The following is a 12,034-nucleotide window of genomic DNA, read 5'->3' as shown; positions in this document are numbered from 1 at the left end:
AGATGACGCCCCCAGCATATGTCACCAAGAAGACAGCCATACTCAGCCATGTCTGCGGAAGCCTGTGCAATAACACACTTTTCCTCAGCATCGACAGTCATGTACTCTATCTCGTTTGTCACGATTCCATCACGAACCACACGGTACGGAGTTTCGATAAAACCGAACTCATTGATCTTTGCATATGAGGAAAGTGAAGTAATCAATCCAATGTTGGGGCCCTCAGGAGTCTCAATTGGACAGATTCTGCCGTAGTGACTAGGATGAACATCTCGCACTTCAAACCCTGCACGGTCTCGATTTAAACCTCCAGGACCTAGGGAAGAGAGCCTTCTTTTGTGCGTCAACTCTGCAAGTGGATTCGCTTGATCCATGAACTGAGAAAGCTGAGATCTGCCAAAAAAGTCTCTTAAAACAACTGATAAACTCTTAGCAGAAACCACCTTGCTCGGAGTCATTGTGTCGCCAGAAAAATCGAAAAGATTTATTCGCTCACGAATTATCTTCTCCATTCGCGCCAGACCTACCCTACACTGATTTTGAATCAGCTCTCCAACCGATCGCACTCGACGATTTGCCAAGTGATCAATGTCATCGATACTTGCATTAGGATCGCCATTTCTAATGCGAATTAAGTACTTAATCGCTAGAACAAAATCTTCTTTGTAAAGAGTTTGCTCTTGTAACGTCTCATCATTAATTGGGCGATCCAATTTCTTGTTAATCTTATAACGACCAACACGACCTAAATTATAACGACGAGGATCGAAAAACAAACGCACCATTGCTGCACGAGCATTAGCCAACGTTGTAGGTTCACCAGGCCGAATTTTTCGATAAAATTGCTTTAAAGCAACCTCGTAAGAATGAGCCGTGTCTTTAGCCAACATTTTGATGATCGGACTAAGCTCATTTGCATCTTCTGCAATTTTTATGTTGGCAATCTTAGCATCCAACATTTTCTTCAACATTGCAGTCGTTAGCTTCTCTCCAGCTTTACCAAGAAGTTGTCCATTTGACTCATCAACAATGTCCTCTGCAAGAACCTGCCCTATACAACGTGTTAATTCATCAGAAGAAAGAGAGACATATTGAGTCGGGAAAAATTCCTCTATAATGTCGGCATCAGTCGAATAACCCAACGTACGAATGAAGGTTGTCGCTAAAATTTTCCTCCTTCGCTTTTTTCGATCGATATAAATGTGAATTAGGTCATTTGCGTCGAATCCAGCCTCTAACCAACTCCCGCGATAAGGAATTATTCGGAAAAGAAAGAGATCAAAACCCTTAGGGTGCCGAACTGACTCAAACGAAATTCCAGGGCTTCGGTGCAATTGAGATACAATCACACGCTCGGCCCCATTGATAACAAACGTACCCTTCTCAGTCATGACAGGAAGGGTTCCCATGTAAACCTCTTCCTCTTTAATTCCAGTTTCATCAGTCGAACGCAACTTGAGTCGTAAAGTTACGTTGTATGTAATCCCCCTCCGAATACATTCCTCCGGAGTATGTTTGGGAACTCCCAAATTATAAGAGACAAATTCTATAACCACCTTCTCATCGTGCGATTTGATGGGAAAAGCCTCATTAAAAACTTCCTGCAAACCAACATTTTGCCGCTCATGAGGCAAAAGATGCGCCTGAAGAAATTCTTGGTAGGACTTAATTTGGACTTCCAGCAAGTTAGGAAGATCGATTACCTCCTCTCTTTCGCGAAACCCAATACGATGAGGCGCCTTTTTAAGCATTCAACTCTCCCGTAACAAACCAATCCCACCATGGGCAAAAAAAGCCAAAAACGCAAACAAGAACACACGTTCCTGACAAAACCAAACGATCCCCGCACAACTTTTTGCGAGACGCAATATGATGCTAGAAGAGAGCCCTAAAGAACCCTCCTTCAAACACTTGATTCTCTCTTCTAATCAGTAGAAGCCGACACTTCAACAATGGCACCAGCAGCCCTTAGTTTGGCCGCCAACTCCTCTGCTTCAGTTTTTTCTATCTTCCCTTTGATCGTCCTAGCAGTACCAGCACAAACCTCTTCAACCGCCTCTTTGCTGTCTCGCAAACTAAGACCGCATAACCCTTTCAATTCCTTAATCAGAGGAATCTGGGCGGATGGATCTTTCGCACCCTTCAGTATAACGTCAAACTCAACAGGAGCCTGTTCGATTTCCGATTCACCTTCAACAGCACCACTCGCAGAAACACCAGCAGCTACAGCAGCAACAGGAACCGATGCAGAAACACCCCAAGCCTGTTCCAGCTCCTTAACTAGATTTGACATTTCCAAAATCGTCAATCCACCTAACTGTTCGACTATCTGTTTTTTCAAGTCTTTGTTGTTCACTTCAAAACCTCCACGATAAACTAAGCTTCTCTCTCCATTAACGAAAATAAAGAACAGCTACTATTCTGCAGCTTTCTTCTCCAACCGAGCCTTCATACAATACAAGACCGAACAGATTGAACCATTCATCACACGCACAAACTGAGACGGGACGGAAAGAAGAAGCCCCAACAGCTGAGAACGAAGAACATCGCGCGTAGGCAACTTTCCAATTGCAACTGTCTCATCAGGACCATACGAGATGCCTTCAGAAGAAGCTCCTAAAATGCGGAAGCTCTTACACCCCTTCGTGTGCGCCTTAAGAGACTTAATAAGCTCAGGAAGCTCACCCTTTGTAAAAACGGCCGCTAGATGTCCAGAAAGAGCCCCTCTATCAACCACAACACCAGATCTCTGAAGAGCCAACAAAAAAACCCTTTTGGGGACAACTTCCATCTCTCCAATTGGGGCAAGAGCTCGTCGCAAAATAACAGCCTCCTTCGCCCTTAACGAACCATAATCTACCAAAATAAAGGAGGACGACAACTCAACCTGCTCACGCAGAGAATCCAAATAAATTTGCTTTTCTTTCAGCACGACAAACCCCTACAGACCCAAACTAGACAAATCAACCTTTAATCCAGGCCCCATGGTAGAGCTAAGATACAACCTTTGTAAAAAGACCCCCTTGGCAGTTGCAGGTTTATTTTTTAGCACAGCGCCAACAAATGCACAGAGATTTTCAAATAAAGCATCTTCCGAAAAAGAACACTTTCCAACGCCAGAATTGATAACGCCGTGCCTATCCAATTTAAATTCGATTTGCCCAGCCTTTAGAGTAGAAATAATACTGGCAACATCGTCAGTAACAGTTCCAGCTCTAGGAGTTGGCATCAAATTTCTTGGCCCCAAAACACGACCTAATTTTCCAACTTCTCGCATCAAATCAGGGGTAGAAACTACTGCATCAAAATCAGTCCAACCAGATTTAACCTTGTCGAAATAATCTTCAAAACCAGCAAAATCCGCTCCACATTTTAAAGCTTCCGCCGCTTTATCGCCCTTTGCAAAAACAAGAACCCGAACTTTTTTGCCAGTTCCATGAGGAAGCGAAACGACCCCTCGAACATTCTGATCCGATTTTCTTGGATCCACTCCGAGCTTTAAAGCTACATCAAGAGTCTGATCAAACTTGGGAGAAGGAAGAGAGAAAAGCATTTGAATTGCTTGGCGAGCTGTGTAAGTTGTGGCCTCACCCAAAGACGCCCGAACTTGCCGCATTCTCTTGCTTGCGCGAACCATAAAACTAACCCCCAAGAACCCTATTTCACAACCTCAACACCCATCGAACGCGCTGATCCAGCAATAATTCGCACCGCAGCTTCTAGAGAATTCGCAAACAAATCTTCCATCTTCTCGTTCGCAATTTGCTCCAGTTGTTCAATTGTAATCGTCGCTCCTTTTTCTCGATTCGGAGAATTGGCGCCTTTCGCCACCCCAATAGCCTTCTTAATTAAATAGGAAGCCGGAGGCTTTCTGACTTCAAAACGAAAGTCTTTTTTCTTTAAATCCACATAGATTACTGCAGTAACAAGAGCGTCACCCATGCTACGAGTCTTTTCATTGAACTCCTTGCAAAAGGCCATGATATTGACCCCAACTGCTCCAAGAGCCGGACCAACTGGAGGGCTTGGAAGAGCCTTTCCTGCAACGATCTGCAACCGAATAATTTTGGAATGATTCTTTTGAGACATAAACCAAAAAATAACCCTTTAAATAACGAAGAGATGCTTGAATCGAATCAAGAAAGATTACCAGAATCGTGCTCGCCTGTAACTTCTTCTACTTGCCAAAATTCGAGATCATCAACGGTAGTAGTTCGACCGAAGATTGCCAGAGCAACGCTCAACCGCCCCTTCTCTCCACATACTTCCGTTACTGTTCCAATAAAATTCACGAACACACCTTCCACAATCTTAACTCTATCTCCAGCGGAGACGCTATGCTTTTGGCTAACCTTCTCCTTTTTCTTTCTTAAATCTTGCTGAATCGTCTCGACTTCCTCTTCCGCAAGAGGAACAGGCTGCTCTCCTCCCAAAAACTCTATGACGCCTTCCACACTTTTTATGTACGACCAAGTCTCTTGATTCATATTCATTCGTACCAAAAGATATCCTGGCCAAATTCTCTTTTCAGAAACTTTCTGCTTGCCACGGCGAACCTCAGCTACCTGCTCAACTGGCAAGATCACTTCGATAATCTGATCGGATAGACCATAAGTAGAACAACCCTCTTCGATTGTCCTCTTAACCTTCTTTTCACGACCTGACAGCACACGAACGACGTAACAAAGCACTCCTGAGAACCTCCCACTAAACGAATACCAAACCGAACAACGCCGAAAGACCTCTCAATAATAAATTACCCAAAAGGTCAGCCAAGTATACGCACAAAGAAGACGATAAGACAACAGTAACAACCAGCGAAACAGCCCTAGAAACCCCACCCGGAGGAATCCAAACAACTTTTCTCAACTCGGCCTTTAAGTCACGTACAGAAGCAAAACATGAAAAAGACGACACGTCCTCGTCAACATTATTGTCTGGCTTAGAAGGTCGCTCAAATAAGATATGTTGACCCATTGCGAAACAGTCCCAAAAAAAAACAACGAGAGCGGAGGGATTCGAACCCCCGACACACGGCTTTGGAGGCCGATGCTCTGACCAAACTGAGCTACGCTCCCCCGAACAAACATAAAGAATAAAGAGCTCTGAAGGAGAAAAAGCCTTCTCTCCTTCACAAACCAATAAGGACATCCAAAGAAAACTATTCCATTGGCTCAATTATTGTCCCAGCTCCCACTGTCTTTCCTCCCTCTCTGACCGCAAATCGCATTCCCGCTTCCAACGCAAGAGGAAACATCAAAGTGACCTCCATCTCCACGCTTTCTCCTGGCAACACCATTTCAACGCCAGCAGGCAAAGAAATCCCACCAGTTACATCAGCAGTTCGTATATAGAACTGAGGCTTGTATTTCGGAGGAATAGGAGTATGACGACCGCCCTCTTCTTTCTTTAATACGTAAAGGGCAGCACGGAAACGCGTGTAAGGCTTCCCAGATCCAGGCGCACAAAGAATCATGCCCTTTTCGACATTCTTTTTCTCTACACCACGAAGCAGGACACCAACATTGTCACCAGCCTGCCCCTCTTCAAGATTCTTCCGGAACATCTCAACACCAGTCACAACAGAAGAACGAGCCGGCTTCAATCCAACAATGTCGACAGAATCTCCCACCTTTACGCGACCACGCTCAACTCGACCAGTCACAACAGTCCCTCGTCCAGAAATCGAATAAACGTCCTCTATTGGAAGAGAAAAAGGCTTGTCAATTTCACGAGTTGGCGTCTCGATGTGATCATCCACCGCCTTCATTAACTGAACAATCGACTCTACGTACTCAGGCACACCCTCTAAAGCTCGAAGAGCAGATCCACGGACCATAGGAACATTTTCGTATCCCTTGCTCTCCAAAAGCTCACCAAGCTCCAGCTCAGTCAGCTCTGCCATCTTTTCATCGACACCAGGAGCATCCATTTTGTTGATGAATACAACTATCTGATGAACATTCACCTGGCGAGCCAACAACACATGCTCATACGTTTGAAGCATTGGCCCATCCGTTGCAGCAACAACAAGAATCGCACCGTCCATTTGAGCGGCGCCAGTAATCATGTTCTTGATGTAATCAGCATGCCCTGGACAGTCAGCGTGACCGTAGTGCCTCTTTTCAGTTTCATATTCGACATGAGTCTTGTCGATCGTAATCCCACGATCTTGCTCTTCTTTAGTCTTGTCGATGTCTTTATAGCTCATCGCCTTAGACAGACCTCTTTTAGCAAGAATGGTCGTGATCGCGGCCGTCAGAGTCGTTTTTCCGTGATCGACGTGCCCAATCGTTCCGATGTTAACATGCGGCTTATCCCGCTTATATGTCTCCTTTGCCACCTAACTCCCTCCAAACAGCAATGCACACCCGAAATTAAACACACAGTGCCCAAAACTCTTCAACACAACGACAGAGCACCCTAACTTTAAACAAGACGCCCCGGGAACTCCTCACTCAAACCCGCATCGCATAACGACTTGACCAACCACGGCCAACTGCATTTTTAATCGACAAGCAAGAAGAGACGCGACACCCGCTCAAGCGAAATGCCCAAGATAGGAATCGAACCTACGACCACTTGCTTACCATGCAAGTGCTCTACCACTGAGCTACCTGGGCGCGCATTCAAAGTAACCTTGCCAGCCAGTCAGCGAAAAACACACAGACCGAAGAAGATGCGCAATTCTAACACAGACGACACTACGATTCAATAGACGATCTAGAGGCGGATAGAAGTTTACTATCTTTCGCGGTAAACTATCCTTGCCTTAGTTAAATCGTACGATGTCAATTCAATTATGACGTCGTCTCCAGGATAAACCCGAATGTTTCTCATGCGCAACTTCCCACTCAGGTAAGCCAAAACATAAACACCGTTTTCTAACAAAACTTTAAAGGTCATATTCGGCAAGGACTCACGAACCTTGCCTTTCATCCGAAATGTATTCTCCTTAGATTCCTTTACCATGCTGCAAGCTTTGAACCCATTGTGATACCCTTGATGTGAATTGAAATTGCCATGACGACTCCAAAATCCTCAGTGATCTTAATCAAAACATAGCTAATTTGAAATCTTTTTGAAGAGAATGACTTATTTAACCTTAGAAATTTACCACTTGAGAAAGCGACGAAAAGGATCATATGACACTACAGAATGATCACAATCGCGAAAAAGGTAAATTCATTCTTCTTTGCAAGCAACGACAAATTGACTTGGAAAAAGCATTCCTAATGCTTCCCTCCATCCAAAAAAAATACGACCTTCTTATCGAAAAAGGCAAAAAGTTATTCAACAAAGGCATCCCCACACCATCAAACTTCATCAGAGTTCCTGGATGCCAAAGTAAGACTTTCCTAAAGGCGAGCATGAAAGAGGGCCTTATCTCTTTTGAAGGAGAAAGTGACGCTCTAATTTCTAGCGGTCTTTTAGCAATGCTGCTCGACATCTACTCATGGCTGCCCCCAACAACAGTCCTAACTTGTCCACCAGACTTTATAGAAAGAATCGGCTTTCATCAGTTCCTGAGCTTAAACCGAGCAACAGGGCTCCATCAAATCTATTTGCAGATACGGAAAGAATCCGCATATTTTCTTGAGAAGGAACTACAATCGTCAACATCCGAAACGAACGACAAATTGGTCAAACGATAAGCAATAAAAAACTAGTCAAAGAAGGCAAAACACCTCAAATTTATAGAAGCTTGATCTCCTTCAGGAAGAAATGAAGCTCTAAAAGAGCTTGGAACGGCTTTGTGTAATGAGCGAACGAAACTGGGCGAAGAACAGACCAAACGGCGCAGCCCAAAACAACGTTGCTCACAATAGAAACAAAGTCGCCACGAGACTGTAAGTGTGCATCCTTAACATTATTTATGAAAGGAGAGCGCATTAAGTCAGGGACTAAATGCTCTAGCAAACGAACTATCACACGCACTAACGCATAAAGTCCAATTATGAACCCTAGCCACCCTGGAATAACTTGCGAAATCATGAATAACAATGAAATCGTGACGAGAAACGCAATTGTCTCAGGGACAGCAAGCAAAGCGTCCAATGGCCCGTCACAATCAATGAAAGCTCTAGAAGAACGAACTATCGCCTCCACGGTCGCAGAAATCTTAATACAAGAGAGAAGGGAAGTCCCACCAACTCCAAGCGCTTTAAATGCAACCGCAGATATTACCCCACCAGACATATCGCACAGAGAAGAAAAGCATCTAAAGTAACGAGCATTATTCGAAATGAACCCTCTAACACGTATACTTCCAGACAACCAACTGCACGCCGAGGCTATACTACCTAACATAACTCAACACACCACATATAAAAAATTATTGGATTAAACACTCTCATTCGAAAAAAGCTAAACTACAAACGAACCTAACGAATAGTTTAAACGATTACGACAAATATGGTTAGGAAAATCCAAGTTTCCCATACATGATGGCTATCAAAAGAATTGATAAAAACAAATAGAACGAACGAGCCTTTGAATAGAGGGACCTGACGTCTTTACGAATGTCAACTGAGAGAGTACAACAAAAGTAATACTCAGTTAAATATACGCAACTACTTAAGAATGTCCAAATGCCAAGCAGCCAAAATCCCCTCATAGCAAGCTCAAACCCAAGGCAAGATATTAAGCATGCACACGACCACAAAACACAATGTGAAACGTCACGACTTTTTTTAAACACTTCCTTAGGTCCTTTCTTTTTAAGGCATACTAGACTCCCCTCTAGACAGTTTAAAGATGCTCCGAACCCAGATAAAAAACATGAAAAAACCGTAATTGTACTAGGCAAAACCTTAGCAGCCATGACGGAAGGAAGAAGAAAACAGAAGGTCGGAGAGGCATCCCGAAACAAGAAAGTACCAATGCGAGACATGACCAAGTCCAATAAATCGATATAGCTAGACATGCATTTTAACTTCTAAATAGAAAAAATATAGAATTTCTTTCTTACAGCTAAAACTATGTGGAGATCTACGAAGGACAAAGCAACTGATTGTCAGCTGCTGTTTAGCTGCCAGGCAATTCAGTTTGCAAAAATTTATTGCTATATTGAATGCAATTTAAATGAAGAACTGTATTGCGATAGAAAGAAACAGAGAAAAGAGAGATGCTTTAAAATCTAGCCAACCAGTCCACAGCTCTTCCATGCAAAAAGCAACAACAAAAAGAAAGGTAGCCAGTAGAAACCGTGTTAATCTTAACCAATTAGCCTGAGATATTAAATGATAAGATAAGCATATCAACACTGAGATTCCAGAAAAGATTACAGCGCCGGCAAAATGTCTAGAAAATATCATAGCATTTTCTAAGCATGACAAATCGCACAACTCAAAAACAGATTTCATGTGATCGGCTTTACAAAAAACACGATGCTTTACATCTTCGAGAATAAAAATATCGGGCAAAATGAGAAATGACGTGCATTCAATTGATGCGGCCACAACTCCAAGCACCCCGGCTCCAGACAGGCAAAACCGCACCCAGCTTTGCGTAGAAGAACATGATGCTCGTGTACAGATTCTACTTAACCCGATAAAATTGAATGTTTTAGCTATTAAATAGGCACATTTCGCCATCTTGTCCGCAGGCTCATCAAAACGTTTTCTAATGCCCACGGAAACACGATTTGGCCATGTTGTGAACCTATGAAGTCTTTCAATAATATCCATTATTCTTCCAGTAATAAGCTACATAAACAGGTCATACATGATCTAAAACAAGGAAAATAAAATCCCATGCAAAAATTGTACTAAATAAAATTTAGCAAGTCAAAACGGAAATTCGAAATAACAACACTCAAATTGGAGCGTTCCTATGAAAAACAAAAACGTTTTGCCGCAATCATTTCAGGTCAAAAATTGCAAGGAAACAAGCACGACATCAGTAGAAATCAACTCTCTTTTGTTAACTCTAAAAACAGAGACGATGTCATCAAAACAAGAAAAAGCAAACGTATAAAATTAGAGAAATAAAACAAACAGCAGATCTAATAACTATTATTTTTTCAGCACAAAAAAAGAACTTTATTCATCAAATGACTTAAATTGCCTAATTCTCACACAAAAGTGACGACGTATATTCGCAAGCTATAGTGAACCAAACATAAAAAAAGCTGTCTATTTCAAAAAATACGATCTTATATCTCGTGCCCTTCTTATAACAAGGGTGATCGTATCAAGAATTGAAAAGATAGAGGGACAACTAAAGCAACGAAAGATACACAAACTGATCTCAATCCTTGAACGTCAGCAGGCAAGCAACTTGCAAGCTTAAAAAACAACATTATCAAAAATATGCGAGCAAACTCGATCCACTTACTATTCAATGCAGAAGAAAAAAGACAATACAAGGAAACAATTCCTCCAGACCATAGAACAACAAATAAAAACGCATTGAAAAGAACCATAGACATTTCCAAATAGGATAATTTATACAAATCCTCAAAAGCCGTAGCATTGATAATTATACTATTAACATGCCTCTCGACTTCTTCAAGTGCAGAAAAATCTGGCAAAATAGAAAGATAACCCAATTGAAAAACGGCAGCGGCACTTCCAGAAAACCCTGCCAACTTTAGACCAAATCTAAACAAAATTGATTTCGTTGCGAAAGAAGCTTTGAAACAGAGCCTACTTAAAAAGACAACGTTACATACTTTAGCAGAAAAAAATAAACATTTCGCGAAACGACTACAATAGCCACCATCTGAGGCCAAGCCAATTGGCATCTCAGGCGGCAAAGTTGTAAAGCAATTAAGTCTCTCACGAATGTTCACGATAATTTTCCGCTCAAAAATCAACCAAAAAGAGTCTGTTATCAAATGATAAAAGAGATTAAACCCCTTCGCGACTCAAGAAATTTTAAACATTCTTACGAAAACAAAACAATTAAATAATACAGAGACCGGAAATAATATGAATATCAGTACACAAACTAAATATTCGTGAATATAACGCCTGCAATATTTCAAAAATAATAGAAATATCACACCCAGCGTAATGCTTGTAACATCACACCATTTTCCGTGTCTTATCAAGGAACCTAATATGGTAAGACACACAAGAGAAGCCGTCCACACTACAAGTCCTATCACAAGCTGACAGCATAAAATTAAACGCTCCACAATAGTGAGAGATGTAATAACGTCACTATTTCCCTCTGTCAACACACTTATGACATGTGCGTTCACAAGCTGAAGAACCATCACATTTTTTAACAAAATAAGAGAAGCACATTCGAATATTGTAGCGAGTAATCCAGAGCATCCTATTGCCAGCAATGAAGAACATAAATAAGAACTTCTAGATAAATAAGATGCGCAAAGACAAACATTAGAAAAAAAAATTAGAGCAGATACATAAGTTAAGAATACCACACGTGAAAGAATCCGATTTACACACGTGTCAGCCGGAATTTTAAGCCTCACATCATAAGGCAATGTAGTATAACTGTTTATAATTGATTCTAGGGTTGTCATATCACATTCTAAATAAGCGCATTAGCTAATTTTATACGATAACAACATACAATCCATAACTAGATTATGAAATAAGACAAGAACTACGAATAAAATTGATAATTATATGGAAAAACTGAAATGGATTATATCTACCCATTCTACGAAGCATACTCAATTAAGAACACAAGCAATATCTCGAAAGGCAATTGCCCCAAGAAATAAAACAAACGTTGAAGATAGCCAACTAGGAGGAAGTCCAATTTCGCCAAATTTGACTTTCCCTTCAAGCAATAACGATAAACAACTTAGAGCCCAAATAATAAAAATTGTAAATAGAAGCGGAGGCAAATAAAGAAAATGGCTCAATGCTGCAACAACAATTCCTACTGCCATCACGCAAGTAAAAGATTCAGCAACAACATCTAAATAAGTCTTCTTTGATACATCTTTCCAATCAAACGAATTGAGGCAATTCCAAAAGTTTTTTGCCCTAGAAACAGCACCAAACAAGCTGAATAAAGCGGCAGCTATTACGAGCACCCGCAAAAACACAGT

15 protein-coding genes, 2 tRNA genes and 1 pseudogene are annotated in these 12,034 nt (G+C 41.7%); 1 reads left to right on the top strand and 17 read right to left on the bottom strand.

Annotation, left to right across the window (positions count from 1 at the left end; all coding sequences use genetic code 11):
• The 11 genes and pseudogenes from rpoB to infA all read right to left on the bottom strand — a co-directional run.
• Positions 1-1,751 (bottom strand): annotated as a pseudogene (gene rpoB / locus GCCT14_RS00530) (DNA-directed RNA polymerase subunit beta); the annotation flags it as partial.
• Positions 1,752-1,924: 173 nt separating this feature from the next.
• Positions 1,925-2,356: a 50S ribosomal protein L7/L12 gene (gene rplL / locus GCCT14_RS00525; RefSeq protein ID WP_204592921.1), complete on the bottom strand. Its 432-nt coding sequence runs from the start codon at positions 2,354-2,356 to the stop codon at positions 1,925-1,927.
• Positions 2,357-2,416: 60 nt separating this feature from the next.
• The gene (rplJ, locus tag GCCT14_RS00520) at positions 2,417-2,932 is read right to left on the bottom strand and encodes a 50S ribosomal protein L10 (RefSeq protein WP_108623750.1); all 516 of its coding nucleotides are present in this window, start codon (positions 2,930-2,932) and stop codon (positions 2,417-2,419) included.
• 9 nt (positions 2,933-2,941) lie between these two features.
• Complete coding sequence (gene rplA / locus GCCT14_RS00515) at positions 2,942-3,637, bottom strand: 50S ribosomal protein L1 (RefSeq protein ID WP_108623749.1); 696 nt, start codon at positions 3,635-3,637, stop codon at positions 2,942-2,944.
• A 20-nt stretch (positions 3,638-3,657) separates the two neighbouring features.
• Positions 3,658-4,089, bottom strand: coding sequence for a 50S ribosomal protein L11 (gene rplK, locus GCCT14_RS00510; RefSeq protein WP_108623748.1), 432 nt, complete (start codon positions 4,087-4,089; stop codon positions 3,658-3,660).
• 47 nt (positions 4,090-4,136) lie between these two features.
• The gene (gene nusG, locus GCCT14_RS00505) at positions 4,137-4,691 is read right to left on the bottom strand and encodes a transcription termination/antitermination protein NusG (RefSeq protein ID WP_239978352.1); all 555 of its coding nucleotides are present in this window, start codon (positions 4,689-4,691) and stop codon (positions 4,137-4,139) included.
• 16 nt (positions 4,692-4,707) lie between these two features.
• Complete coding sequence (locus GCCT14_RS00500) at positions 4,708-4,977, bottom strand: preprotein translocase subunit SecE (protein WP_108623747.1); 270 nt, start codon at positions 4,975-4,977, stop codon at positions 4,708-4,710.
• Between the two features lie 26 nt (positions 4,978-5,003).
• Positions 5,004-5,078: transfer RNA gene (locus GCCT14_RS00495), tRNA-Trp, on the bottom strand.
• Positions 5,079-5,161: 83 nt separating this feature from the next.
• Positions 5,162-6,343 (bottom strand): elongation factor Tu, encoded by a 1,182-nt coding sequence (tuf, locus tag GCCT14_RS00490; RefSeq protein WP_108623746.1) that lies wholly within the window; start codon positions 6,341-6,343, stop codon positions 5,162-5,164.
• 208 nt (positions 6,344-6,551) lie between these two features.
• Positions 6,552-6,623, bottom strand: a tRNA-Thr gene (locus GCCT14_RS00485).
• 121 nt (positions 6,624-6,744) lie between these two features.
• Positions 6,745-6,972: a translation initiation factor IF-1 gene (gene infA / locus GCCT14_RS00480; protein WP_108623745.1), complete on the bottom strand. Its 228-nt coding sequence runs from the start codon at positions 6,970-6,972 to the stop codon at positions 6,745-6,747.
• A 173-nt stretch (positions 6,973-7,145) separates the two neighbouring features.
• On the opposite strand from infA, the gene GCCT14_RS00470 reads away from it, so the two are divergent.
• On the top strand, positions 7,146-7,655 hold the full coding sequence (locus GCCT14_RS00470; protein ID WP_108623743.1) for a SufE family protein: 510 nt from the start codon (positions 7,146-7,148) through the stop codon (positions 7,653-7,655).
• A 40-nt stretch (positions 7,656-7,695) separates the two neighbouring features.
• Here the strand turns inward: GCCT14_RS00470 and GCCT14_RS00465 are convergent, their stop codons facing one another.
• From GCCT14_RS00465 to GCCT14_RS00440, 6 genes are all read right to left on the bottom strand, one after another.
• Positions 7,696-8,310 carry a hypothetical protein gene (locus GCCT14_RS00465; protein ID WP_157952408.1) on the bottom strand — a complete coding sequence of 205 codons (615 nt, stop codon included), beginning with the start codon at positions 8,308-8,310 and terminating at the stop codon, positions 7,696-7,698.
• Positions 8,311-8,419: 109 nt separating this feature from the next.
• Positions 8,420-8,926, bottom strand: a complete 507-nt coding sequence (locus GCCT14_RS00460; RefSeq protein ID WP_108623741.1) for a hypothetical protein — start codon at positions 8,924-8,926, stop codon at positions 8,420-8,422.
• A gap of 154 nt (positions 8,927-9,080) precedes the next feature.
• Positions 9,081-9,689, bottom strand: coding sequence for a hypothetical protein (locus GCCT14_RS00455; RefSeq protein WP_108623740.1), 609 nt, complete (start codon positions 9,687-9,689; stop codon positions 9,081-9,083).
• A gap of 485 nt (positions 9,690-10,174) precedes the next feature.
• Entirely contained in the window at positions 10,175-10,795 is a 621-nt protein-coding gene (locus GCCT14_RS00450) for a hypothetical protein (RefSeq protein ID WP_108623739.1), read from the bottom strand.
• 75 nt (positions 10,796-10,870) lie between these two features.
• Entirely contained in the window at positions 10,871-11,497 is a 627-nt protein-coding gene (locus tag GCCT14_RS00445; RefSeq protein WP_108623738.1) for a hypothetical protein, read from the bottom strand.
• A 153-nt stretch (positions 11,498-11,650) separates the two neighbouring features.
• Entirely contained in the window at positions 11,651-12,031 is a 381-nt protein-coding gene (locus GCCT14_RS00440; RefSeq protein WP_157952407.1) for a hypothetical protein, read from the bottom strand.
• Positions 12,032-12,034: the final 3 nt, after the last annotated feature.

This window comes from Candidatus Similichlamydia epinepheli (assembly GCF_003056015.1).
Note: the sequence above shows the minus strand (reverse complement) of the source record. Positions and strands in the feature narration are given on the sequence as shown.

Coding starts and splice junctions, on each gene's coding strand:
- GCCT14_RS00500 (WP_108623747.1), bottom strand. CDS start 4,977: ATGGGTCAACATATCTTATTTGAGCGACCTTCTAAGCCAGACAATAAT.
- GCCT14_RS00460 (WP_108623741.1), bottom strand. CDS start 8,926: ATGTCTAGCTATATCGATTTATTGGACTTGGTCATGTCTCGCATTGGT.
- rplA (WP_108623749.1), bottom strand. CDS start 3,637: ATGGTTCGCGCAAGCAAGAGAATGCGGCAAGTTCGGGCGTCTTTGGGT.
- GCCT14_RS00455 (WP_108623740.1), bottom strand. CDS start 9,689: ATGGATATTATTGAAAGACTTCATAGGTTCACAACATGGCCAAATCGT.
- rplK (WP_108623748.1), bottom strand. CDS start 4,089: ATGTCTCAAAAGAATCATTCCAAAATTATTCGGTTGCAGATCGTTGCA.
- infA (WP_108623745.1), bottom strand. CDS start 6,972: ATGGTAAAGGAATCTAAGGAGAATACATTTCGGATGAAAGGCAAGGTT.
- GCCT14_RS00470 (WP_108623743.1), top strand. CDS start 7,146: ATGACACTACAGAATGATCACAATCGCGAAAAAGGTAAATTCATTCTT.
- GCCT14_RS00445 (WP_108623738.1), bottom strand. CDS start 11,497: ATGACAACCCTAGAATCAATTATAAACAGTTATACTACATTGCCTTAT.
- GCCT14_RS00465 (WP_157952408.1), bottom strand. CDS start 8,310: ATGTTAGGTAGTATAGCCTCGGCGTGCAGTTGGTTGTCTGGAAGTATA.